Raw genomic sequence first — 24,234 nt, 5'->3', positions numbered from 1 at the left:
AATTAAAATGTCCCTACTTTATATACCTATTTTCCAAATCATTACACTAGCGTTTTATCGTCAAATCAAGTATAGTAGCAATGATACTGAAACGGAGGAATATATGTTACACATATTATTGAAATCAATTCATCAGCCTGAAATTTTGACACATGTGACGCTATTAAGAAAGCATATCATTGTAAAACTCACGTTATTGCTCTCTTGTGTTGTTGCTTTACCAACTCTTATCGAGCAATATAGTGTTGCCAATACATTAAACAACAACTTATCAACCGTCGCACAAAACCTTCCACAGTTCACAACGACACAACAAAAAATCATTAAAACGTTCGATTCAACTAATGCCAGTGAAGCGATTCAAACAGAGCACGTCTACTACGCATTTGATTCAAATCAAACATTGACATCTAACCAAATTCAAAACTTGATTGATGACTATACAATGACGATTATTACACAAAACAATGAAACAAATTACTATCTATTGGGTAAACTTTTTTTAAAACAAACAATATCAAGTGAGGCCGTTTCAACATATCAACTACAAGAAACATTGTCCTTATTACAAAACGGTATTTCAATTTCTTATTTTATCATACCTATTTTTTCTATTTTATTTAGCGTTATCATCGTCTTAACACAAAACCTATTTTTAACGTTGGCGGCTCGTTTTATTTTTCTACTCAGTCAAAAAATCGTTCGCTTCCAACATTTATGGAGAGTTAGTTTATTCGCATCATTTGGTCCATACGTCATTATAACCATAGCCAAACTTTTAAATTTAACGCTACCGTTTGAATTGTTTGTATTTTTTTACGTTCTCTTTATACAACATACCGTTCTAAAAATTGCATTAACACAAAAATAGCTTGGCACATCGCCAAGTTATTTTTTATATTTAATTAGGGTTGACGGCGCGATCCGTCAACCCTAATCACATTAAATGAATTCAATTGTTTTACGCACTAACGCTTTAAATAAATGTTTTACTTTTTGAGTCACTTCGACAACTTCTTCATGGCTCAATTGTTCGCCACTCATTCCAGCAGCCATATTGGTAATACAAGAAATTCCCATAACTTTCATACCCGCATGATTAGCCACAATTGCTTCTGGAACAGTAGACATGCCAATCGCATCTGTGCCTAACGTTCTAAACATACGAATTTCTGCTGGCGTTTCATAACTTGGTCCTGAATACCATGTGTAAACACCCTCTTTTAAATCAACCCCTACTTCTTTAGCCGCTTGACGAATCACATCGCGGTAAGCAGGATGATACACTTGTGTCATATCTGGGAAACGTGTACCAATTTCATCATCATTTGGTCCAATCAATGGATTTGGTCCCGCATAATTAATATGATCGGTAATCATCATTAACGTGCCCGGTTTATACGTTTCATTAACACCACCTGCTGCATTGGTTAAAAATACATTTTCAATACCTAACGCTTTAAATACACGAATTGGGAAAGTAATCGCTTCTAACCCATATCCTTCGTAATAGTGGAAACGTCCTTTCATCACTAATACATTTTTACCATTTAACACACCATACACTAATTCATTTGCATGCCCAACCACTGTTGTTGTAGGAAAATGAGGAATATTTGAATAATCAATGCTGATCGCATTTTCTACTTCTTCAGCCAATTCACCTAATCCTGAACCTAAAATTAAGGCAAATTCGGGATTCACAACACCTTGCGATTTAATATAGTCTGCGGCTTCTTGAATTTTTCTTCTGTAATCTAACATATTACTTGTCTCCTTAATTTAATTGACTTAAAAAACTGTGACCATTTTCAGTTTGTGCTACGCCAAAGTTTTCACTAATTGTTGCAGCAATATCCGCAAAGTGTCCACCTGATGTTAGCGCACCTGAATGATTAAACGCTTTTGAATATAACAATACGGGTATGTACTCTCTTGTATGATCTGTACCCGTAAACGTTGGATCGTTTCCATGGTCTGCCGTAATGATTAACAAGTCATTTTCTTGCATGCGTTCCATAATTTCCGGAATACGCGCATCAAAATCTTCTAACGCTTTTGCATAACCTTTGACGTCTCGACGATGACCATACAACGCATCAAAATCAACTAAGTTTAAAAAACTCATTCCAGTAAATGATGTTTCTAACACTTGAAGCAATTGATCAACACCATCCATATTATCTTTTGTACGAATGGATTTTGTTAAACCTTGTCCATTAAAAATATCGTTAATTTTTCCAATCGTAATTGTATCATAATGCGCTTCTTTCAAGAAATCTAATGTTGTTTGCCCAAAAGGACTGAGCGCATAATCATGACGATTGCTTGTTCGAACAAATGCTCCCGGTTCGCCAATATATGGACGTGCGATAATACGACCAATCATATAAGGGTCTTCCAACGTAATGGAACGCACGTATTCACAAATATCATACAGTTCTTCTAACGGAATCACATCTTCATGCGCAGCAATTTGCAACACCGGATCAGCCGATGTATACACAATTAACGCGCCTGTTTCTAATTGTTCTTTACCGTAGTCATCTAATACTTTTGTTCCACTATATGGCAAATTACAAATGACTTTTCGACCCGTATAGGCTTCTATTTTATCTAATAGTTCTTTCGGGAACCCGTCAGGAAACACTCTAAAAGGTGTTTGAATATTCAAACCCATCAATTCCCAATGACCTGTCATTGTATCTTTACCAACAGATTGCTCTTGTAATTTTGTATAGTATCCATGTGTTTCCAATTGATCTGAAATACCGTCTAGATGCGCAATTTTCCCTAAACCTAGTTTTGTCATATTTGGCACGCGCAAACCGACTTCACTAGCAATATGCCCTAACGTATGTGCACCGACATCATTAAATTTATCTGCATCTGGTGCTTCACCTATTCCAACTGAGTCCATCACAATAACATGTATTCGATTAAATTTCACTATCCACTTCTCCTTTCACCCGACTATGCGGGTGGTATAAATAATAATCATCTGTAATTTTCCGACGATCCACATGTGTGTAAATTTCTGTCGTAACTAAATTTTCATGCCCTAACATTTCTTGAATGAGTCGAAGATTCATTCCATTTGACAACAAATGCGTGGCAACGGAATGACGCAATGTATGTGGCGTTACCGTTTTTGTAATGCCGGCTTTGACAACCATTGCTTTAATCATTTTCCAAATGCCTTGACGCGTAAATGGTTTCCCACGTCGATTTAAAAATACCGCATCACTTACTGAATCCCCTAGCAGTTTGTCTCTTACAAAATTTAAATAAAATTGCAACGCTTCGATTGCCTCATCGCCGATAAGGACTAGACGTGCCTTATTCCCTTTACCAATGACATCAATTTGATGCTCTTGTAAATGCAGTTGCGATAACGATAGTTCACACAATTCACTCACACGCAATCCCGTTGCATAAAACACTTCTAATATCGCTTTATCCCGTATACCTTGAACGGTCGTCAAATCTGGAACCCCTAACAACCGATCGATTTCATCCGTCGTTAATACACTCGGTAACGTTTTTCGTTTTTTAGGCAAACTAATCGTTTCCATGGGATCAATTTCTATAGCGTTATGTTGTTTTAAAAATTTGAAAAATTTACGAAACGCTGAAATTTTACGGCTAACCGTTGCCGATTTTGCCTGCTCCTCATTTAAATGTGCCAAATAATGCGTCAACATTTCACGAGTGACTTCAAAAAACGATTGAATGTGGTAGGTTTCATATAAAAAGTCACTCAATTTTTCTAAATCCAATTGATAACTCACTCTTGAATTGTCAGACAACCCATCAAATTGCATTTCGATGTCAAACTCACGTATTTTTTGTAGCAATTGTTCGTTTTTTTTATCATTTACTGTCATCATGCGTTATTTATCAATTCAATGCCGTCGGGTGTCAACGTAATTTTGCGTTGTTTCAATAAATTACCCACCGCTCTTTTAAATTGACCTTTACTAATTCCAAAATGCGATTTAATGATTTCTGGATCACTTTTATCTGTAAACGGTAAAAATCCTGCAGCACTTTGCTCTAACATAGCTAACAACATTGCAGCATCATCACCAATCGCTTCATGTGCGCGCTGGCGTAACGATACATTTAAAATACCATCTGGTCGCACACCGATAACACGCCCCTTAACCGTTTCTCCAAGACGCGGCTCGTCCACACGTTCACTCGGATGAATGAATCCAACATAAAAATCATCCGTTAAAATATACGTCCCTACCAATTTCAAACGAAATGCCACACCTGAAATATCACGATTTCGATCAGATTCTTTTCCTTTTTTAGAGATAGCTTTGAAAATACCTTCATCAGCCAAATCGCCCCACAGTCGATTTTTTTTATCGACTTTTAAGCCCATCATCAATCGATCGCCTTTTTTAGGCCACAATTCTTTCATTTGCGGTAAATCGTCTAAAGAAACGACGATTTCCTTGTCCGCAAGACCAATATCAACGAACACACCTAAATCTTTACGTACTTGCGTTACTGTTCCCCAAGCATACTTTCCTTGTTGAACTTTTGGAATATCCACTGTTATTTTTTTACGTTTATCACTCGATTCATAAATAAAACCACTAACGACATCTCCAATTTGGTACGTCATCCCTTCCGTTTTATCTAGCGCGAATGTCACACCCGATTTTTGCACAAAATATTGTTTTGCATTTTCATCGGTTACAATACCCGCAATTACCGTTCCATATGCCGATTCCATAATTCACCTCCACTTTACATATTGTACTCACTCATTTTACCACACTTGGCAAACGTTTGGGATATTTGAAAAATTTTTATAAAATTACTCTAATTTTCAGCCTATCCCACTGAAAGTATGTTAAAATATGGAAAGTTTTAGGAGGTATTTATGAAAAACATTTCTTTAAAATCTCTGGGAGTCATCACCCTAGGTAACCTAACCTTTGCATTAGCCGTCAACTTATTTTTAGTGTCTAATCATATGGGAGAAGGTGGCATTACCGGTGTATCCATTCTTTTGAAATACGCATTTAATATCGATCCAAGTTTGACCTATTTTGGCATCAACGCCGTCTTACTTGTTCTCGGTTATAAATTACTCGATCGCACACGTATCGGATACACACTCTATTCAATCGCAAGCTTTACGCTTTTTTTACGACTAACCAACCAATTCCACTACCACTTTCAAGACATTATGCTCGTGCCTATCGTGGGAGGTGTTGTCATCGGAGCGTCCATCGGTTTTGTCCTACTAGCAGGAGGATCTACTGCAGGTACAGATATTATTGCACTGATTTTACAAAAATATTTACACATTCCAACTAGTGTCGGATTATTCATTATCGATCTATTCATCATTATACCGGGCGCATTTATTATCGGATTTGAAAAAACAATCTACACTTTAATCATGCTAGCCATTTCAACAAAAGTATTAGATTTCATATTAGAAGGACTAAACCCCAAAAAATCTGCCATCATTATTTCAAATCAATACGAAGCCATTGCACAAGCCATTTCGGATAAAATCGGTCGTGGCGTAACGATTTTTAATGGCGAAGGATTTTACTCAAAGCAAGGCAAGAAAATTTTGTATGTCGTTGTGGATAGACGTCAAATTATCAATTTATCTCGTTTAGTTAGCGAAATTGATTCAACAGCGTTCATGACCATTTCACACGTGAGCAGTGTATCTGGCGAAGGATTTACTTATCACCTTTCACCCGATACATCAACATCTGTATAGTCCGTCTATTTTATAAATCTAAATCATGTTTAGGGTTGATGTCATGAGACATCAACCCTAATTTCATTTAATCATTCACTTCAAATCGATAATCATAAAAAGCCACTGGTTACACTTAACCAGTGGCTCTTATTTGTTAATCAACTTTTGTTTTTACTTTACCTTCAAAGCGCTCTAAACCGCCTTTTAATAAATAAATATTTTTATAACCTAAACGTTTCAATTTACCCGCTGCACGTCCGGCCATAAAACCAAATTGGTCATAGACATATACCGGTTGATCTTTACGGATTTTTGAATACATTTGTTTAAACTGCGTATAAGGAATATTGCGCGCACCTAAAATGTGTTTACGATTAAACTCATCACGTTCACGAACATCAATAATTTGAATTCCTTTTCCAGCAGCCATCATTTCTTCGCCAGTGACATATTTCGCGCTTGTACGACGCTCTACAAATAAAAATATTTGATACAACGCATATCCAATTGCAAAAATAATAATTAGCATTTGAAAAACTTGTCCAAAACTCATTTACTTCCTCCACTTTAAAAGCAAAACAGCAGCCAAACAACTGCCATTTGCATTCATTTTAACAATTTATTCTACGCTCTTAGACGCTCTACATCACGAGCAATTTCAACTTCCTCATCAGTAGGAATATTTAAAACAGCTACACGTGCATTTGGTGTTGATATGATCATTTCTTCACCACGTTTTGCATTCGCTTCAGGGTCAATATCACAACCGAACCATGTTAAACCTGAAATAATAGCTTCACGCGCCTCTTTAGAATTTTCACCAATACCCGCTGTAAATACAATCGCGTCTACACCATTCATCGCTGCTACGTATGACCCAATGTATTTTTGAATACGGTAATAGAAAATATCTAACGCTAATTGCGCACGTTTATTACCTTCTTTAGCGGCCGCTTCAACATCGCGCATATCACTTGATAAACCTGAAATACCTAATAAACCAGATTTTTTATTCGCAATATTAATAAACTCATTAACGTCTTTAATGTTTTCTTTTTCCATTAAGAACGGAATTAAAGATGGATCAAAATCACCTGTACGTGTTCCCATTGTTACACCAACTAATGGCGTGAATCCCATAGATGTATCTACCGAACGACCACCATCAACAGCCGTAATTGAACCACCATTACCTAAATGGCATGTAATAATTTTTAAATCTTTAATATCTTTGTTCAATAATGCTGCTGCACGACGTGACACATAGTTATGACTTGTTCCATGAGCACCGTAACGACGTGCACCATGTTTTTCATAATATTCATATGGCAAACTATACACATATGCTTTTTCTGGCATGTTTGCATGGAAAGACGTATCAAATACCGCTACACTTGTAACATTTGGCAATAATTTTTTAAACGCTTTAATACCAGCAACTTCAGCCATTTGATGTAATGGTGCATATTCCGCTAAACTTTCAATTTGCTCTAAAACTGCATCTGTGACAACTGCTGAATCTTTAAAAATTTCACCACCTGCCACAACACGATGACCCACACCTGTAATTTCATCATATTGCGCAACAATATTTAATTCTAATAATGTATCTAATAACATTTGAACAGCTTGATCGTGATCTTTAATGTCTAAAACGACTTCATGTTTTTCGCCGTTTCCATATTTCACACTAAACACTGAATCTTTTAATCCAATACGCTCTACTAATCCTTTAGCCAACACATCTTCTTGAGGCATTTGGAATAATTGGAATTTTAAACTCGAACTTCCTGCGTTAATCGCTATTGTTTTTGACATCGTCAATCTCCTTTATAAACATTTATATTTAGTATACCACATCTTGTCTAAAAAAATAATAAGACAATCACATTTAACCTGTACACTAAAATTGGCTCGCCCATTTAGAAAAACGTTCAACAAAACCTTGCATCGCTCTAACATCTTTGAATGACGGTATTTCTCCCAGCAATACTTGGTCGGCTTTTTTGGCACGTTCCCCATTTCGTTGGACCATTAAAATCGCTTTTTGTGCACTTTCCTGTTTAAATAACGTTTTAGGCAGTGTTAGAAAGGCTTGCATAAAATAATCTTGTTGCGTTAATAACGCCAATAATTGTGGTGCTTGATTTGTATCGAACACATTAGATGGCACAATAAAAAATGCCCAGCCATTATCTTCCAAATGATTCAATGCATTTTCAATCAGCAAATGATGTGCGTATGTATGTTCTTTCGAAACAGACACTTGATATTCTTTAGCCACATCATCTTTTGGATAATAGCCTATCGGTAAGTCACTGGCTACAACATTGACCGTTGACGTCAATAATGGTAAAACCGCATCTTGATGTTTAATATCGATCAGTTGATTTTGCAATTGACTCGACATTGCCAATAAGCTCACCAACACATCATCAACCTCAAACGCTGTCGCATGCACTAACCGTTCTTTCAACCCCTCACTCAATAGCGTTACTAAATTTCCCGCTCCAGCCGTTATATCTAATAGACGAATGTCCGACTTTACTAGTTGCTGGATAAAATAAAGTAACAAATTACCGATGGTATCTGGAGTAATATGATGATTAGCCTGAATGTTATCGTTTTTAATGGCATTTAAAAAAGTGAATTGAATGACTTTTCGCCATTGTGTTGCATCAAGCGAAAATGCCTTTAATTCAGTATAATGGCCATCCAAAGCATTAAGCGTCTGGCTAGATGGTAATCCATCAATTTGTTGCGCTTTGTAGTCATAGACACAATTTTGAAGCGTTTCTGCCATTGCTTCTAAATAGGACGTCTTAACATCTTCGTGCAATAATTCAACTGCGTTTTGAAACACTTCAAACGCACGTAAAACTTTGTCTTGTGTCATTTTTTCTCCTTTATAATAACAAAAACGGTTGGACATAAGCCCAACCGTTTCAATTCATTATTTTGCTGGTGCTGGGTATACAGAAACTTGTTTTTTGTCACGTCCTAAACGTTCAAAACGAACAACTCCGTCTACTTTAGCGAATAAAGTATCATCGCCACCGCGACCTACGTTAACACCTGGATGAATTTTAGTTCCGCGTTGACGGTATAAAATGGCACCACCCAATACGTATTGACCATCAGCACGTTTAGCACCTAAACGTTTTGCTTGTGAATCACGACCGTTGGAAGTAGAACCCCCACCTTTTTTATGCGCGAATAATTGTAAATTCAATTTCAACATGTGTTACACCTCCTTGTTGAATACTATCTACTTAACTATATTTACTGTTACAAACTCTGGATATTGCTCTTGAATATCAAGTAATCCATCGTAAAAATTTTGAATCAAAATTTGTGTGATCAATTGTTGTTCTTGCGTTAAATTGGCAAGCGATTCAACATATAAAAATCCACCCAAATCTTCCTCAACATCTATAATCGGACGATATTTAGCAATTCGCTCTAATCCATTACACGTATTGGTCGCTAAAACCGATACCGCTGCACAGACAATATCGTAACCACGTTCATCATATCCAGCATGACCGGACACTTCAAACGCTACCCAATTATCATCTTTCTTTTTTAATGATGCGATTATCATTAGTTCACCAATTACGCGTTAATTGCGTTAATGACAACTTTTGTATATGGTTGACGGTGACCTTGTTTACGGTGAGTATCTTTTCTACGTTTGTATTTGAACGTTACAACTTTCTTTTGACGGCCTTGTTTTTCAACAGTTCCTTCAACAGTTGCGCCAGTTACGAACGGAGCACCCACTTTAACTGAATCTCCACCTACGAAAACAACTTCGTCAAATGTTACTGTTTCGCCAGCTTCTGCGTTTAATTTTTCAACGTAGATTGCTTGACCAACTTCAACTTTAACTTGTTTTCCACCTGTTTTGATGATTGCGTACATTTATTGCACCTCCTTATTTATACTTAGACTCGCCAAAGCACGTGCCTTTACGGTCTTAAACGTCACTTCGTGCGGTTGTAGCTGTGGTGCACACATTTACAACATTGCCATTTTACCAAAAAAAAGCATTGAAATCAATGTTTTTTTTACGATTCATCATGATTAGTAAATTATAGAATTAAGTTAGCCAGTGATACAAAAAAAGCATCTCATAGGATATACTTTTAGTAACAACACAAAAAGGATACCTAGAGATGCAAGAACACTATAACACAAAAGGCAAACATATTACAGAAAAAGAGCGTTATTTAATTGAAAAATGGAAAAAAGAAGGAAAAAGCAACCGAGAAATTGGTAGATTATTAGGTAAAAATCACCAAACGATTAATAACGAAATTAAACGCGGACTGATTGATTTATCTTTTCATGGTGGCACTATAGAATACTCTGCTCAAAAAGCACAGAACGATTATAATCATTTACGTTTAGCCGTAGGTAGAACGGATACGTGGACTGTAGAAAAAGAAAATATCATCAGAGAAAAAATTATGCAGAAATATTCCCCTGAAATGATTAGTCAATTACCGGATATGCCGTCTTTTACGACAATTTACACATGGATATATAAAGGATGGATAGCAGGTATTTCACGCAAACATTTGATTTACCCTAGAAAAACTAAGCCAATAAAATCAAATGAAAAACGTCCACCAAGAAAAGCAAATGCTCTCTCTATTGAACAGCGTCCACAAGACATTAACGAACGAAAAGAAATTGGGCATTTTGAAATTGATTTAGTCATTTTAAACAAGAACCGTGGACAACAGTTATTAACATTAACAGATAGAAAAACGCGATTTGAAATCATTCGTCTTATTCCTGATAAAACTGCTCACAGCGTTAATACCGCTTTGACAGACATTCAACAAAATTACTTAATCCGCTCTTTAACAGCTGATAACGGTTCGGAGTTTTTAAAATTAGATGAAGCAGTCAATTGTCCTATTTATTACGCACATCCGTTCTCTTCTTATGAGCGTGGTAGTAATGAAAATTCAAATCGCTTGATTAGACGGTGGTTCCCAAAAGGCACAACAGCCGTTACTCCTAACGAAGTAACGGCTGTTGAACAATGGATAAATCGTTATCCACGTAAATTATTTAATTATGTATGTCCTTATGACTTGCCTGAAGTGGCTAACTTACTATTGTAATTTGCGGACATCATGATTCACGTAAATAATTTAATGGTACCTGTCCTTATGACTTAATCGAAATGGTTAACTGACTATGGTAACTTACGAATTCATCAGTATTAGTAAATGATAGCAATGGTAAAGTAAAGTGTGAGTACAAAATAGTATCACGAAAATGATGCAACCAAAACAAAAAGATAGTGACTCAACTTTTGTTCATCACTACCTTTTATTTGTCATCACCCTGTTGGATAGACAGCCATATTTTAACGCTATTTATCCTTTAATGATTACACATATAAATGCATTGGATACGTAGCAAATGCTGTTGACGGTGCTTTTTCAGATGTTACAAATCCAGGTTCAGCCGCCAAGACACTTGGGATACGGTTTACAATTGTTCCACATGTCAATGCTACTGTATCTGGTTTTTTCAATGTGAATTCCATATCTGGCTCACCAGTAATGTACCAATCACACATATCGCCATCTTCAGGACGATACACTTTACCAATACATTCTACTTCTAACTCAACACCTTGATATGTTTTCACAACCGTTACAGCTGACATACCTGTTGCTTGTCCTGCAGGAATGACACGGCCTAATGTTTCAGAATGAATATCTTCTTCTAATGTGTAAGGAACGCTCTTTTGTGAAATAGATGCAATTGTCCAATTCATTTTTGAGCAAATTGCTTCTGCAGCATTCCACATATAAGATGGGAAACTTTCTTTTGACGCAATTTCTGTTTCAAATTTATCTAAATCGAAACCAGCACCATGTGCTTGTGCTAAAGCTAATCCGTAATCTTCTACGTTATAGGATACAACACCTTTAATTTTTTTCACTTGATTCATACCTGCTAACATTAAGCATGGCATATTAATCCAGTAAATGTCTTGCATACCAGAACCCATAATCGTTACGCCATTTTCTTTAGCGATACGGTCTAAACGATTTGTTTCAGCTGGTGATGTGTTCCATGGATAAATTGCTTCTTCACACGTTGTAATAACATTAACTTTGTTTTTCAACGCTAATTCATAGAATTCATACATTTCAGGCATGTATGAGAAAATAGTGACAATTGCGATATCTGCTTGGCAACTATCAAATACTGCTTGTGCATCGTTTGAAATAGTGACACCAGTCTTATAGCCTAAGCCAGCAAAATCACCGACATCTTGTCCAACAACAGCCGGATTGTTATCAATCGCCCCTACGATTTCCACTCCGTGCTCGATTAAGTAGCGGAAAATAACTTTTGACATTTTTCCACAACCGTATTGAATTGCTCTTACTTTATTTAATGACATATGTAACACTCCTTGTTTGTATTTTTTATCACAAACATAGTATAATCTCTATAGTAACTATAGAGTCAAGGAGGGTTTTAAAATTGGATAATCTTTTGAAAATAGGCGAATTTTCCCGCATTAATAACATTTCTATACAAACTTTACGCTATTACGATGACATCAACTTACTTAAACCGTATACAGTTGATCAATTTACAAATTATCGCTACTACCATATCAATCAATCCGCATTAATTGACATCATTCAATACTTGCGGCAACTTGATTTTTCACTCGACCAAATCCAGCATATTTTAACCGACGAAAATCCTAGTCGTATTCTGGATGAAATAAAGTTACACGCTGATCAATTGCTTGACGAACATAAAAAACTCACTCAAAAATTAAAAGAATTAGACGTATATCAAAAATCAGCGCAACTTTATATTGACTATAATCATTGTCCACAACTCACTTTTGAATATTTACCCAAACGAGAAGCACTAACGTATACATTGGAAAAAAATATTTATCAAATGGACGATGCGGGATACGAAAAAAGTCTACGTGCATTTAAAAATACATTGGTTAATGAACAAATCGTTCTCGCTCCGTTTATGCGCATTGGTACAATTATGGAAAAACACTATTTTTGTGATAAAAAATGGTACTCTAATAAAATGTTTATCATTAACGACCAATTAAGTCCGTCTAACAAGCTTGTTTCTCACCATTTCCCTAGAGCGCTATACGCCATTAGTTATTGTCACTCATTTAATGACGAGCTTCATTCATTAAACCAATTTCACAACGCCATAAAAAAAGCCGGCTATATCATAACCGGTGATTATATTTGTGAAGTGATTTATGAACACCCAAATTTAAAAGAAAATAAACGTCACATGTTCATTCGACTACAAGTACCAGTCAAAAAAGCATCAACTGATGAGATAACGTAACCGACGACATGGCGTGAAAGTAGGACGAGCGCATTGAAACGACAACGAGTGATACCATAGCCGTTTATGCAAATTAAACAAAACAAACGTCAAGATAGTTATCTCTAATCGCTTACGAATACAACTGTTAAATTAGGAAAGCCACAGAAAAACGCGGACATGATGACAGGGATTCCCCGTCATCATGTCCACATCACATTTCCTATTTTTTATAACCACTATTTCTTTTTATTCGCAGCGTTTGCTTTTTTACGGGTTTGACGTTGACGTTGTTTAATTTGCTCATTTAATTTACGTTTATATCCAGGTTTCACACGCTTTTTCGCTTTTTTGATCATACCCGTTACAACCGCATCTTTTTCAACTTCTGCTGTTTTTTCACGTTTTTCACGACGACGGCGATCAAACGTTTCTTGCAATTCTCCATTTTTCAATACGACAGGCTTAAATTCAATACCACGTTTTTCAAGCAAACTAATACTGTAATCATCTTCCGGTGTATAAAAAGTAATTGCTTCTCCTAATAAGCCGTTACGCCCAGTACGTCCCACACGATGAACAAAGAAATCTAGTTCTTTCGGTATTTCCATATTGACGACTAGCGATACCCCTTCAATATCAATACCACGAGCCGCCAAGTCACTTGCTACGACAAACTGATAATCTAATTGTTGAATTTGTCGCATAATTTGTTTACGACTGCGCGCTGGGACATCTCCGTGAATCATCGCGACTTTTAACCCTTTTTCACGAAGCGCGTACGTTATTTTTTCAACGTATTGTTTTGTATTGGCGAAAACCATTGCTAAGTATGGTTGACCTAATGTGAGCACCTCATGTAACAATTCAATTGGATCTTGTCCTTTTGTAGAGAGCAATTTATTTGTAACCGTCGTTGCAACAATTGCTTCATTTTCAATGGTGATTTCACTAGGGTTTTCCATATATTTTTTCAAAAACGGTTTTAATTTTTGAGGGATAGTTGCAGAAAACACTAGCATTTGCAATTCTTTTGAAAATTGTGACGCAATATTGTCAACGTCATCTAAAAAACCTAAATCAAGTGTCATATCGGCTTCGTCAATAACTAGTGCATTGACATACGTTGGTACAATCGCATTTTCTTTCATTAAATCTAAAATACGACCCGGTGTTCCAATAACAATGTGTGGCTGATTCGCTTGTAATTTCGCAATTTGGCGTTGCTTGTCTGTCCCACCAACAAAATTTGACACCGTAATCTCACTATGAACCAATAGTTGTTTTGTCACAGCGTATAATTGATTCGCTAACTCTCGACTAGGCGATGTAATCATCACTTGAACTTGCGGTAACGTCTCATCAATTTGATGAATTAACGGCAAAAGAAAACTATGACTTTTTCCACTTCCCGTTTGCGATTGTGCAATAATGCTATCTCCCTTTAAAACAAGCGGGATAACTTTTTCTTGAACGCTTGTCGGTTTGTTAAATTTCAAATCATCTAACGCTTTCACTAAAAACGATTTGAACTCATATTGTTTAAAATTCATTCCATTCTCCTATTCATACGAAAACTAGAAGAGTTTCCCCTTCTAGTTTGACATTAAAATATTGTTCCACGAATATTTAACTTACGTTTTAAGTAAAAACGTAACGCAATAATCACTACACCTAAAACAATGTAAACTGTACCATCTAAGACTGGATTAATGGCTTGTGGGACTAATCCCATCAATCCCATTCCAATAACCCAAACAAACATCGCTAACGCTGTCATTCCAATGTAGCGTATTAAAAATTTATTATTTCTAAAATTTGTTATACCTAAATATTTTGGTGATGATTTTGTAATAATTAACATGGCAAACCCACCAAAGAAAAAGTTAAGCAATAACGATACAATCCCAAACGAACTTTGCGAAGAGATACCCGTAATGACCATAAACATGGCACCAATCATTAATGCCCCGTCGATAAACAAATGCAAGTCAGGTGACGGTTTTGAGAAATCTTCTTTTGGACCAGATAATATAGCCGCCACTTGTTGAGATACCGTACCATAAATTTGACGCGCTGTAGCACCTTGTTTTTGTGCAGTAATTAACTCTTGCATCATATCGTGTTTTACAGAATGGCGTTGTAAACTAGCAACGTTGGCTGCTTGTAAAGCCTTATCTAAATCATAAATATATTGTTGGTTACGTTTATTTAATTGTTTGTATAACTCAACGTTTACTGTAGCGTAATCAATTTTCATTTCTTCATTATGTTTACTCATTTTTCCCTCTTCTTCGTTCACCATCTGTGCATAAACACATTTCAACTGAACATTTTTTATATTTTTTAAATACTGCACTATATTCAATAGCGCTACACCTTTATGTGTACAACTAAAAACAATACACTCATTGAATAAATACAATCCTGTCAAAAAGGATAACGTATTTCATCATACGAATACGCATTTATCCCAACAGTGCTGTTTTTCATGATTGTGCTGATGTGTATTGAACAAATCATTATAGCTTTATTTTAATACAAAACAGAAAAAAGGTCCACTCTTTCGAGTAGACCCAGACTGTTGACAAATAAACTGTCAACAGTCTTTTTCGTATCAGACGTTAATTGTACGGCTTAACGCGATGTACACGATACATCGCGCGTTCTCTACTACGTGCAAGAACGACGCCATTCGTACAACAACGTCTGATACGATAATGACACTTAACAATTCAAATTGATGTACTTGCATCACCAGAGTACAAATGGCAATACAATTCTTCATAATATCGGAAAATGTACTGTAATGTAGCGTAAATGTACTAGATATATCCATTTTCCGTACTTTGCGCAATATAAACTACTGAAATGCACTGTAACTGGCTACCCTTATATTGCGCAAAGTTATCCTACACCAACGTACCTGCAAGTCACTTGGTGCTTTATAGGTAAAGGATAAGGTGTGTTTTCTATCCACTGCTCTAAACGTTTTTTCTTGGTGACTTAATGCCTTACCTGTTGCTTTATCATATTGTGTCGATACAACTTTATAATCTCTTCCTTTGATTAATCTATCAAGGTTGACTTTTTCAATTTGGTTCTCGTGAGCATATACTGCTTTACCACCTTGTTCTGCGGTTGCTTGTGACGTTATTGCCGTTGTTGGCTCGTTTGTAAACGTCATGGTAAATTCTTGTCCCGGTTGTAAACGATGTTCTTTTGATACTCGTTTATTGAGATAACCATTCGCTACTTTTGTTTCTTTTACAATATAATCGACATTCGCTGGTAAATCTCTAAATATAATCACACCACTCTTATCCGTCTTTTGTCGTGATAATTCTTGTCCTGTCGCTTTATTCACAATCGCAAATTCTACACCTTCAATCGACTGTCCATCTAACTCCGATGTTTTATGGATTCGGATAATGCCATTTTTAATTGCCGTTAAGTTTACAAACGTTCCTTGTGGGTCACGTAACTTAAATGAACCAACTGTTTGACTACCTGCCTTACGGAAAATAATAGACGCTCCGTGAATACGGTTATCTCTAAATTGTGAAAAAGTAAATCGCCCATCTGCCGCGTTCGGTGTTGCCGTAATGGTTAGTTGATTGCCGTTACGCACAAATTTATACCCACCGTTTTCGGCTGGTACAAAGAGATTTTGAATAACATTATAATTATCAGTTAAGGTGATACTCTCTCCTACTTTTAGTGTATGTGATTGTCCGTGAAATGAAGATACTTGCTTAAAGTTATTTACATTATTCAATACATTCGCTTTCCACGCTTGATATTCACTCATTGATAATGTTCCATTAAACGATACTGCCCTACTACCCAATGTTTCCCAAATTAACGCTTGTGTATAGTGGTAGTTTTTATGATTTGGATTCACTTTATAACCATAGTAGGTAATAAGTGTTAAACGGTTAAACGTTGCTTTATCAATTTGAATATTCGCATTAATACGCTCCACATCATTAAATTCTCTACCTACATACGCACCCTGAAAAACTTCTATACTCGGCTCTAAACAGAATACAGGCTCACCATTGATATTTAATATCATATAATCTTCATACGAATTTTGTGTTGCCCCTGCTCGTCTAAACTCCATTCGCCCACTATGTGTTGACGGTGTAATTGTCAACGTTCCATTAACGGCGTGAACTGGTGTTGTTACGCCTAATAAAATAGCCATTCCCGTAAAAAGAGTGGCTAACCATTTAAATTTTTTCATTTCATACCTCAATTTCTTTTTATTTTTATTTTTCTCTAACCAAAAGAAAAAATTCCTATCTCTTGGTCTTATTGTTGTCAATTCCATTTTTTTTATTCCCCTTTCCATAATAAAAAGACTACCTGAAAAGATAGTCCCTAAACGTTTTAAATCCAATCAACTGTATATTTTGTTTCATAATCTTCATAGATAACAGGTATTACTGTATATCGACCGCCACCCTTTTTCTCCATTTCTTTCCAACCCCATTCAAACGCTTCATCATCTGTATCGAACAATCGCCCACTATTACCAATACCACCCATAATGATCTTTTTCTCTTTTTTAGGTGCCGGCTTTGGTGCGGGTTTTTGTGTCGTTGTAACAGGTGCTTGCGTTGTCGCTTGTGTTGTTTGTGTAGGTTGTGGTTTCGGTGGTGCGGGTTGCTCGTCTTTCACTACCGCTGGTTTTTCCACTCGTGGTTGTGGTGTGCTATCGCTTTCCTTCGGTGTATTTACCTGTGGTGTACTCCCTTGCGATTCGTTTACATTTTGTGTAGTCGCTGACGCTTCATTTACCTGCGGTGTTGCCACTGGTGTATTGGCTGATTCTGCTTTTTTCTTTTCGTCTACCTTTGCGACAACTTTCTCTTTATAGGCATTTACTTTTTCCGTTAGTTTTGCCTTTACACTCTCATCTGTTATCTCGGCTAATTTTTTCTCTAACTCTTGTACATTTGTTTCCGCTGTCGGCTCAATCAATAATTGACTTTCTATCGCTTTAATCGCACTTTCACTTTTGTTTTCGACTTTATTTGTCACCACCGCTTCATTTTTAGCGATTGTGTTATTCGGTTGATTGAGTAACGCTAAAGTAGCACCACAAGCCAATACGGTCGTGATCATTACTCCAATAATCACTTTTTTACGCTTATTTTCTGACATGATAGTCTCCTTAATTTATCGTTGACAATACGCATACGAACTGTTGACACTTGTGTGTCAACAGTCTAGGGTCTACTCTTTCGAGTAGGCCCATTTATCGCTATTGGTCATTTTGGGTATCTTTTTGATCTGTTACTTCGGCCATTTCTTTAGCGGATTGCATATCGTTATGTTCACTTTCTGTATCAACCACATTTTCTGAATCATTCACGATAACACTTGCTTCATTAACACGATCATTGGTGTCATCTGTATCTTTAGGATTTTCATCTAAAACATCGTTTTCTTGAGTGACGTCTTCTTGTGATGCTTTCTGTGCTAAAGCAGCCGCTTCTTGCGCTTGTTTTTCAGCAACAAATTCAGCAATTGTTTTCTTGTTTGAAACACCTACTACGTCATTTGGTCTATTTTCTTGTCCAATCGCAATATGTGTGAACTGTTCGGCTAACACTTCAAAAAGACGGTCGATATCTTCGGCATTCTTTTTACGATACTTGCCTAAATCAAATTCCTGTATTATCTCTTCATCTACCAATAAGTAGAGCAGACTTGCCGTAGTAGCACCACGGAATCGTACTTTTTTAAAATCTAGCCATTTAACATTTGGTAAGTTCAATGCATTAAATCCGGAACGCAAATTCATTAAATGATTTTTATAAATATATAATTTTAATTTTTCACTTGCATACAGCCCATCTGTTTGAATCAATGAGAAATCATTTCGTAATTCTGGGTAGTTTTGCGTCATCTCCATATACGTTACTTTGTTTTGCTTTCTTCTAGAAAAACCACCACAGACTACAACAACACCTAAAAGACCTATAAATAGAGATATGATTGGGGCCCAAAAATGATCATTTTCAAGTTCTACGGTCGATAGCAAATAAACACTTTCAAACTCTGATTCAAGTCCTATTGATTTGGCTAACGCTTTAAATTTCTCTTGTGTTTCTTCGGACCATTTTCCAGATTTAACAGCCAATTTTAATGGCGTGTCAAATCGCTTACCTTTTTCGGCGTCAAATAATGTCGTGTTTTCTGGAACTTCCAACACAATATAGTCATATTCTTCTGTTTCAATAATATAATAAGCATTTCCGTCTTTCTTACCCGCTAAAGCACTCGTTGCTTGAATAGCAACTGCCATCGATTCATCTGCTTTAATATTTGCCGAACGACGATACACTTTCCCTGCAGCATACATTTTTTCTGCTGTTTCATCTGCTTTTATAACATAGGTAAAGATTGCCAATGCGATAAATAAAATGCCAACAACCATTAAAGAGATAAACCCTTTATTTTTCTTAAATTTAATTGGTTTCACTTTATATCTCCTTGCGTTTCATTAATGGTACTATTTTAATACAAAATAAAAAAAAGGTCTACTTTTCAAAGTAGACCGCTATTTTATAAGAAAAAACTTGCAACTAATACCGCAATCCCTAAAGCAATTCGATATTTTCCAAACAACGTAAAATCATGGCGTTTGACATAGTTGACTAATTTTTGAATAACAATCATCGATACAACAAATGATACTAACATACCAATGATTAAAATAAACAATTCATCTACCGTATAGTGAAAGCCAAATTTCAATATTTTTAATCCACTCAACCCAAACATTGCAGGGATACCTAAAAAGAATGAAAATTCAGTTGCCACAAATCGACTTGTTCCAAGTAATACGGCCATCAAAATAGTTGCACCTGAACGGCTTGTTCCAGGAATTAAAGCAAGCACTTGCGCCATACCAATAAATAACGCCGTTTTTGTCGTTAATTGCTCTAATGTTGCCATCGTTACATCACGATTTTGTCGTTCAATATAGATGAACGCAACACCGTAAGCAATTAAGGCAATGGCTACCACGTAATAATTCATCAAATATTGTTCTAACAAATCATCTAACGGTGCAACCAGTACGGCTGGTAAAGTAGCAATCACCACTTTTTTCCAAATCGATAGCGTTTCTTGTTTTTCAATATTTGTTTTTTGTTTATCTAACGGATTTAATTTTTTGAAATATAAAATCATGACCGCAATAATCGCACCAAGCTGAATGACCACTTTAAACATTTCAAAAAATTCTGGAGTAACATTTAACGGTAAAAATTGTTGTAATAAAATTAAATGTCCGGTACTACTAATCGGTAACCATTCCGTAATACCTTCAACAATGCCGTAAATAATTACTTTTAATGCTTCTAAAATCATAAAATAAACCTTCCCTTATCATTAGCGCTTCAAAAATCGACGAATCGAAATAACCGATCCCACGGCACCAACAACAACCCCTAACATCATAACACTTAGCGCAATAATCCATGCGTATGGATCAGACGGCAATAAACTGTACTGTGTTAATACAAGTTGTGGCGTAATCATGGCATAAATAAATTCATACCCAAAATATAGTACAGCTGCTGGTAACACACTACCTAGCAAACCAATCAATGCCCCTTCAATTAAGAACGGCCAACGAATAAACCATTTCGTTGCTCCCACCAATCGCATAATTGAAATTTCAGTATGACGTGAAATAATCGTTGAACGAATCGTATTCATAATTAAAATAATGGCAATGAATACGAGAACCGCAATAAGCACTAATCCCCAAAATTGAAATCCATTTGAAAACGCGACTAATTTATCGGTAATATCGCCACCATCATTTACTTTATAAACGAACATAAACGACTTAACTTGACTAGAAACAGTTTTAATTTGTTCTCCATCTTTCAAACTAATGATAAACGCATTTAATAATGGGTTTGTATCATTTTGAAATAAATTAAATGACGGATATTTTTCAACAATTGCCGCTAATTGATCATCTTTTGATGAATAGCGTACATTCGTTACTTGCGGCAGATTTTTTAATTGCGATTCTAAATACTTAATGTCCGCATCACTTGCCGCCGAATCAACATAAACGTTCACTTCTAATGTCGATGTGGCATCTTGCGCCATTTTATTAACGTTAAGCAATACGGTAGCAAAACCACTCATCAATAACAAAATTAAACCTACGGTTGTAATCGATAAAAAACTACGCCCAAAATTACGTGTTACGCTTAGAACAGCTTCACGAAAATGTCTAAATAAAATTCTAATCATAATACCCGTAATCTCCTTCCTGCTCATCACGGACAATACGACCGTTTTCGATGGCTAGCACACGATGTTTCATTTCGTTTACAATTTGTTTTGAGTGTGTTGCCATAATGACAGTTGTCCCATTTTCGCTAATTCTTTCTAAAATGTGCATAATTTCTAAAGCGGTATCTGGATCCAAGTTACCTGTTGGCTCATCGGCAATTAACACGCCCGGCATATTGGCAATGGCACGCGCAATGGCGATACGTTGCTGTTCTCCACCAGATAATTCGTTAGGAAACATTCTAATTTTATGTTTCAATCCAACTAAATCTAATACTTCCAATACACGTTTACGAATGAAAGATGGTTTCTTTCCGATAACTTCCATAGCATAAGCAATATTTTCATAAACTGTTTTTTTATCTAACAATTTAAAGTCTTGGAACACCACACCAACATAACGTCTTAAATATGGTAACTCTTTTTGTTTGATACGTTTTAAATCAAATTCGCCGACACGAATATCTCCTGTAGTTAAGCGTTCATCGCAATACAACATTTTAATAAATGTTGATTTCCCTGATCCACTAGGTCCTACAATATAAACAAATTCACCTTGTTCAATGGTTACGGACACATCATTGATGGCTGTAATTCCATTTGGGTATCGCTTGGATACGCGTGTTATTTCAATCATGTTTACACCTACTTTATTTCTTGTCTATTTATATGAATAAATCATTTTTTCCTTAAACGGTAGCAAAAGTATTATAACAAAGCTTTGCAACGATAACGTGTATTTTATATTACAATTAGATTACGAGAAATCATCAAATCAATAGATTTTGCGTGTCCCCAGCAACAAAAAGTGGTTGCTAAAACGTATTTAACAACCACTTTCATAACACTAAACTGTTTTTACCTTATTTTTATTGTTTGTATTTATTGGCTACACCGATACGATTGATGGCACGATTTAACGCCAATTTAGCGCGTTTTAATTTCGCCGCATCTTGCGCAAGTTGTGCATCTTCAATATCATGCTCCGCTTTTTCTTTTGCTTTTTGAGCGCGTATTTCATCTATCTCACGTGCACGTTCAGCAGTATCTGCAATGATATTGCACACATTATGGCTAAACTCCAATAATCCACCATTAACCGCAATATAATTTTGCGTTCCTTGATTATTGACACGTGTTACCGTAACCGGTCCAATACCTAATGACGTCACAAGGGGCATATGATTAGCCATTATTGTGAGTCCTCCGTCTAACGTTGTGACATCCACCGATATGGCACGATGCTTAAACACCACCCCATCAGGTGTCACAATATTTAATTGAAAATGATGTTGTGTCATATCACTCACCTAAACTACGCATTTAAAAAACAGCTGTCGTTTTTATCTAACATATCACATGCTTTACCGTTATAACCCATACCAACCGCTTTACGAACAACGTCTTCGATTGGGCCGACATTACGAAAGGCATCTTCTGGAACATCGTCCAATTTACCTTCAATAATCCATTTGAATCCTTTAACCGTTTCTACAACCGGAACGAATGATCCTTTTTGTCCAGTAAAGTTTTCTGCAACGTGAAAGTTTTGCGATAAGAAGAATTGAATACGACGCGCACGACGCACTAATATTTTTTCCGCATCGGATAATTCATCTAAACCTAAAATGGCAATAATATCTTGTAATTCACGATAACGTTGTAAAATGCGTTGTACTTCCATAGCCACATCATAGTGCTCTTGACCAACAATGCGTGGCGTTAATGCACTAGACGTTGATGCCAATGGATCAACTGCTGGATAAATACCTAATTCTGTTAATTTACGCTCCAAGTTTGTTGTCGCATCCAAGTGCGCAAATGTTGTTGCTGGCGCAGGGTCTGTATAATCGTCTGCTGGAACATAAATCGCTTGAATAGACGTAATCGAACCATTTTTTGTTGATGTGATACGTTCTTGTAATCGTCCCATTTCTGAAGCAAGTGTTGGTTGATAACCTACCGCCGATGGCATACGCCCTAACAACGCAGAAACTTCTGAACCTGCTTGCGTAAACCGGAAAATATTATCAATGAATAAAAGTACATCTTGTTGTTTATCATCTCTAAAATGTTCCGCAATGGTTAAACCAGTCAACGCAACTCGCATACGTGCTCCAGGTGGTTCGTTCATCTGACCAAAAACCATTGCCGTTTTTTCAGATACACCCGATTCTTTCATTTCGTAGTATAAGTCGTTTCCTTCACGTGTCCGTTCACCAACACCGGCAAAGACTGAAATACCATTTGATTTTTCTGCAATGTTGTGAATTAATTCTTGGATAAGAACCGTTTTTCCGACACCGGCACCACCAAACAATCCGATTTTCCCACCTTTTAAATATGGCGCCATTAAGTCGATAACTTTAATACCCGTTTGTAAAATTTCATATTGACTATTTAAATTATCGTACACAGGTGCACTTTGGTGGATTGAACGTCTTGGAAAATCTTTTGGAAAATTTTCTCCGCCGTCAATAACATCCCCTAATACGTTAAACACGCGGCCTAGGGTCTCGTCTCCAACCGGTACTTGAATGGTATTTCCCGTATCTTCTACGCGCATACCACGAATCAACCCGTCAGTAGATTCCATGGCAATGGTACGAACAGTTCCATTTCCTAATTCTACTACTGTTTCTAACGTAATGTCCTTTACTAAATGATTAGCAGATTGTGCTTTGACAATAAGGGCATTATGAATATCTGGCACGCCAGTTGACAGTGGAAATGTCACATCTACCACCGGTCCAACAATTTGTGTGATTTGTCCAATTTTCATTTCGCTTCCCTCGTTT

Annotated in this window: 26 protein-coding genes and 1 other annotated feature; of the genes, 4 read left to right on the top strand and 22 right to left on the bottom strand. The window is 36.4% G+C overall.

The window, feature by feature from the left end:
- The first annotated feature begins 103 nt into the window (after window positions 1-103).
- On the top strand, window positions 104-871 hold the full coding sequence (locus J7S27_01580; GenBank protein ID QTU83235.1) for a DUF1189 family protein: 768 nt from the start codon (window positions 104-106) through the stop codon (window positions 869-871).
- Window positions 872-942: 71 nt separating this feature from the next.
- On the opposite strand, the gene J7S27_01575 is transcribed toward J7S27_01580, so the two are convergent.
- From J7S27_01575 to J7S27_01560, 4 genes are read right to left on the bottom strand one after another with little or no spacing between them, the layout of a single operon-like run.
- Entirely contained in the window at window positions 943-1,764 is an 822-nt protein-coding gene (locus J7S27_01575; protein QTU83234.1) for a purine-nucleoside phosphorylase, read from the bottom strand.
- Between the two features lie 13 nt (window positions 1,765-1,777).
- Window positions 1,778-2,950 (bottom strand): phosphopentomutase, encoded by a 1,173-nt coding sequence (gene deoB / locus J7S27_01570; GenBank protein QTU83233.1) that lies wholly within the window; start codon window positions 2,948-2,950, stop codon window positions 1,778-1,780.
- Complete coding sequence (locus tag J7S27_01565; GenBank protein QTU83232.1) at window positions 2,940-3,890, bottom strand: tyrosine recombinase; 951 nt, start codon at window positions 3,888-3,890, stop codon at window positions 2,940-2,942. Before J7S27_01565 ends, deoB begins: the two co-directional genes overlap by 11 nt.
- A complete protein-coding gene (locus J7S27_01560) occupies window positions 3,887-4,750 on the bottom strand; it encodes a DNA-binding protein (GenBank protein QTU83231.1) in 864 nt (287 codons plus the stop codon). The genes J7S27_01565 and J7S27_01560 overlap by 4 nt, the downstream gene beginning before the upstream one ends.
- Before the next feature lie 150 nt (window positions 4,751-4,900).
- On the opposite strand from J7S27_01560, the gene J7S27_01555 reads away from it, so the two are divergent.
- A complete protein-coding gene (locus tag J7S27_01555; protein ID QTU83230.1) occupies window positions 4,901-5,761 on the top strand; it encodes a YitT family protein in 861 nt (286 codons plus the stop codon).
- A 136-nt stretch (window positions 5,762-5,897) separates the two neighbouring features.
- On the opposite strand, the gene J7S27_01550 is transcribed toward J7S27_01555, so the two are convergent.
- The 6 genes from J7S27_01550 to rplU form a co-directional block, all read right to left on the bottom strand.
- A complete protein-coding gene (locus J7S27_01550) occupies window positions 5,898-6,296 on the bottom strand; it encodes a rhodanese-like domain-containing protein (protein QTU83229.1) in 399 nt (132 codons plus the stop codon).
- Between the two features lie 71 nt (window positions 6,297-6,367).
- Window positions 6,368-7,561: an acetate kinase gene (locus J7S27_01545; GenBank protein ID QTU83228.1), complete on the bottom strand. Its 1,194-nt coding sequence runs from the start codon at window positions 7,559-7,561 to the stop codon at window positions 6,368-6,370.
- Between the two features lie 85 nt (window positions 7,562-7,646).
- Window positions 7,647-8,639: a class I SAM-dependent methyltransferase gene (locus tag J7S27_01540; GenBank protein ID QTU83227.1), complete on the bottom strand. Its 993-nt coding sequence runs from the start codon at window positions 8,637-8,639 to the stop codon at window positions 7,647-7,649.
- A 57-nt stretch (window positions 8,640-8,696) separates the two neighbouring features.
- Window positions 8,697-8,984: a 50S ribosomal protein L27 gene (gene rpmA, locus J7S27_01535; GenBank protein ID QTU83226.1), complete on the bottom strand. Its 288-nt coding sequence runs from the start codon at window positions 8,982-8,984 to the stop codon at window positions 8,697-8,699.
- A gap of 27 nt (window positions 8,985-9,011) precedes the next feature.
- Window positions 9,012-9,347 (bottom strand): ribosomal-processing cysteine protease Prp, encoded by a 336-nt coding sequence (locus J7S27_01530; GenBank protein ID QTU83225.1) that lies wholly within the window; start codon window positions 9,345-9,347, stop codon window positions 9,012-9,014.
- A gap of 11 nt (window positions 9,348-9,358) precedes the next feature.
- Window positions 9,359-9,667 carry a 50S ribosomal protein L21 gene (rplU, locus tag J7S27_01525; GenBank protein ID QTU83224.1) on the bottom strand — a complete coding sequence of 103 codons (309 nt, stop codon included), beginning with the start codon at window positions 9,665-9,667 and terminating at the stop codon, window positions 9,359-9,361.
- Between the two features lie 15 nt (window positions 9,668-9,682).
- Window positions 9,683-9,754: a sequence feature (ribosomal protein L21 leader region), on the bottom strand.
- A gap of 167 nt (window positions 9,755-9,921) precedes the next feature.
- On the opposite strand from rplU, the gene J7S27_01520 reads away from it, so the two are divergent.
- The gene (locus J7S27_01520; GenBank protein QTU83223.1) at window positions 9,922-10,881 is read left to right on the top strand and encodes an IS30 family transposase; all 960 of its coding nucleotides are present in this window, start codon (window positions 9,922-9,924) and stop codon (window positions 10,879-10,881) included.
- 272 nt (window positions 10,882-11,153) lie between these two features.
- On the opposite strand, the gene J7S27_01515 is transcribed toward J7S27_01520, so the two are convergent.
- Window positions 11,154-12,182 (bottom strand): dihydrodipicolinate reductase, encoded by a 1,029-nt coding sequence (locus tag J7S27_01515; protein ID QTU83222.1) that lies wholly within the window; start codon window positions 12,180-12,182, stop codon window positions 11,154-11,156.
- Window positions 12,183-12,265: 83 nt separating this feature from the next.
- On the opposite strand from J7S27_01515, the gene J7S27_01510 reads away from it, so the two are divergent.
- A complete protein-coding gene (locus tag J7S27_01510) occupies window positions 12,266-13,123 on the top strand; it encodes a MerR family transcriptional regulator (GenBank protein QTU83221.1) in 858 nt (285 codons plus the stop codon).
- 218 nt (window positions 13,124-13,341) lie between these two features.
- On the opposite strand, the gene J7S27_01505 is transcribed toward J7S27_01510, so the two are convergent.
- The 11 genes from J7S27_01505 to atpD form a co-directional block, all read right to left on the bottom strand.
- Window positions 13,342-14,655, bottom strand: coding sequence for a DEAD/DEAH box helicase (locus J7S27_01505; GenBank protein ID QTU83220.1), 1,314 nt, complete (start codon window positions 14,653-14,655; stop codon window positions 13,342-13,344).
- Between the two features lie 53 nt (window positions 14,656-14,708).
- Window positions 14,709-15,383, bottom strand: a complete 675-nt coding sequence (locus J7S27_01500; GenBank protein ID QTU83219.1) for a DUF1129 family protein — start codon at window positions 15,381-15,383, stop codon at window positions 14,709-14,711.
- Window positions 15,384-15,719: 336 nt separating this feature from the next.
- The gene (locus J7S27_01495; protein ID QTU83218.1) at window positions 15,720-15,941 is read right to left on the bottom strand and encodes a hypothetical protein; all 222 of its coding nucleotides are present in this window, start codon (window positions 15,939-15,941) and stop codon (window positions 15,720-15,722) included.
- 24 nt (window positions 15,942-15,965) lie between these two features.
- The gene (locus tag J7S27_01490; protein ID QTU83217.1) at window positions 15,966-17,351 is read right to left on the bottom strand and encodes a Cys-Gln thioester bond-forming surface protein; all 1,386 of its coding nucleotides are present in this window, start codon (window positions 17,349-17,351) and stop codon (window positions 15,966-15,968) included.
- 146 nt (window positions 17,352-17,497) lie between these two features.
- A complete protein-coding gene (locus J7S27_01485) occupies window positions 17,498-18,274 on the bottom strand; it encodes a hypothetical protein (GenBank protein QTU83216.1) in 777 nt (258 codons plus the stop codon).
- Between the two features lie 100 nt (window positions 18,275-18,374).
- Window positions 18,375-19,598, bottom strand: coding sequence for a hypothetical protein (locus J7S27_01480; protein ID QTU83215.1), 1,224 nt, complete (start codon window positions 19,596-19,598; stop codon window positions 18,375-18,377).
- An 83-nt stretch (window positions 19,599-19,681) separates the two neighbouring features.
- Window positions 19,682-20,491, bottom strand: coding sequence for an undecaprenyl-diphosphate phosphatase (locus J7S27_01475; GenBank protein QTU83214.1), 810 nt, complete (start codon window positions 20,489-20,491; stop codon window positions 19,682-19,684).
- A 21-nt stretch (window positions 20,492-20,512) separates the two neighbouring features.
- Entirely contained in the window at window positions 20,513-21,394 is an 882-nt protein-coding gene (ftsX, locus tag J7S27_01470) for a permease-like cell division protein FtsX (GenBank protein QTU83213.1), read from the bottom strand.
- Complete coding sequence (ftsE, locus tag J7S27_01465) at window positions 21,387-22,073, bottom strand: cell division ATP-binding protein FtsE (protein QTU83212.1); 687 nt, start codon at window positions 22,071-22,073, stop codon at window positions 21,387-21,389. Before ftsE ends, ftsX begins: the two co-directional genes overlap by 8 nt.
- A gap of 232 nt (window positions 22,074-22,305) precedes the next feature.
- Window positions 22,306-22,737 (bottom strand): F0F1 ATP synthase subunit epsilon, encoded by a 432-nt coding sequence (locus J7S27_01460; GenBank protein ID QTU83211.1) that lies wholly within the window; start codon window positions 22,735-22,737, stop codon window positions 22,306-22,308.
- A 14-nt stretch (window positions 22,738-22,751) separates the two neighbouring features.
- Window positions 22,752-24,218, bottom strand: coding sequence for a F0F1 ATP synthase subunit beta (atpD, locus tag J7S27_01455; protein QTU83210.1), 1,467 nt, complete (start codon window positions 24,216-24,218; stop codon window positions 22,752-22,754).
- Window positions 24,219-24,234: the final 16 nt, after the last annotated feature.

Source organism: Carnobacteriaceae bacterium zg-C25 (assembly GCA_017945845.1).
Taxonomy (GTDB): Bacteria; Bacillota; Bacilli; order Lactobacillales; family Aerococcaceae; genus WM01.
Note: the sequence above shows the minus strand (reverse complement) of the source record. Positions and strands in the feature narration are given on the sequence as shown.

Bases quoted from the DNA above. Each gene is read 5' to 3' on its own strand.
- J7S27_01580 (QTU83235.1), top strand. From the start codon at position 104: ATGTTACACATATTATTGAAATCAATTCATCAGCCTGAAATTTTGACA.
- J7S27_01575 (QTU83234.1), bottom strand. From the start codon at position 1,764: ATGTTAGATTACAGAAGAAAAATTCAAGAAGCCGCAGACTATATTAAA.
- J7S27_01565 (QTU83232.1), bottom strand. From the start codon at position 3,890: ATGATGACAGTAAATGATAAAAAAAACGAACAATTGCTACAAAAAATA.
- J7S27_01560 (QTU83231.1), bottom strand. From the start codon at position 4,750: ATGGAATCGGCATATGGAACGGTAATTGCGGGTATTGTAACCGATGAA.
- J7S27_01555 (QTU83230.1), top strand. From the start codon at position 4,901: ATGAAAAACATTTCTTTAAAATCTCTGGGAGTCATCACCCTAGGTAAC.
- J7S27_01550 (QTU83229.1), bottom strand. From the start codon at position 6,296: ATGAGTTTTGGACAAGTTTTTCAAATGCTAATTATTATTTTTGCAATT.
- J7S27_01545 (QTU83228.1), bottom strand. From the start codon at position 7,561: ATGTCAAAAACAATAGCGATTAACGCAGGAAGTTCGAGTTTAAAATTC.
- J7S27_01540 (QTU83227.1), bottom strand. From the start codon at position 8,639: ATGACACAAGACAAAGTTTTACGTGCGTTTGAAGTGTTTCAAAACGCA.
- rpmA (QTU83226.1), bottom strand. From the start codon at position 8,984: ATGTTGAAATTGAATTTACAATTATTCGCGCATAAAAAAGGTGGGGGT.
- J7S27_01530 (QTU83225.1), bottom strand. From the start codon at position 9,347: ATGATAATCGCATCATTAAAAAAGAAAGATGATAATTGGGTAGCGTTT.
- rplU (QTU83224.1), bottom strand. From the start codon at position 9,667: ATGTACGCAATCATCAAAACAGGTGGAAAACAAGTTAAAGTTGAAGTT.
- J7S27_01520 (QTU83223.1), top strand. From the start codon at position 9,922: ATGCAAGAACACTATAACACAAAAGGCAAACATATTACAGAAAAAGAG.
- J7S27_01515 (QTU83222.1), bottom strand. From the start codon at position 12,182: ATGTCATTAAATAAAGTAAGAGCAATTCAATACGGTTGTGGAAAAATG.
- J7S27_01505 (QTU83220.1), bottom strand. From the start codon at position 14,655: ATGAATTTTAAACAATATGAGTTCAAATCGTTTTTAGTGAAAGCGTTA.
- J7S27_01500 (QTU83219.1), bottom strand. From the start codon at position 15,383: ATGAGTAAACATAATGAAGAAATGAAAATTGATTACGCTACAGTAAAC.
- J7S27_01495 (QTU83218.1), bottom strand. From the start codon at position 15,941: ATGGATATATCTAGTACATTTACGCTACATTACAGTACATTTTCCGAT.
- J7S27_01490 (QTU83217.1), bottom strand. From the start codon at position 17,351: ATGAAAAAATTTAAATGGTTAGCCACTCTTTTTACGGGAATGGCTATT.
- J7S27_01485 (QTU83216.1), bottom strand. From the start codon at position 18,274: ATGTCAGAAAATAAGCGTAAAAAAGTGATTATTGGAGTAATGATCACG.
- J7S27_01475 (QTU83214.1), bottom strand. From the start codon at position 20,491: ATGATTTTAGAAGCATTAAAAGTAATTATTTACGGCATTGTTGAAGGT.
- ftsX (QTU83213.1), bottom strand. From the start codon at position 21,394: ATGATTAGAATTTTATTTAGACATTTTCGTGAAGCTGTTCTAAGCGTA.
- ftsE (QTU83212.1), bottom strand. From the start codon at position 22,073: ATGATTGAAATAACACGCGTATCCAAGCGATACCCAAATGGAATTACA.
- J7S27_01460 (QTU83211.1), bottom strand. From the start codon at position 22,737: ATGACACAACATCATTTTCAATTAAATATTGTGACACCTGATGGGGTG.
- atpD (QTU83210.1), bottom strand. From the start codon at position 24,218: ATGAAAATTGGACAAATCACACAAATTGTTGGACCGGTGGTAGATGTG.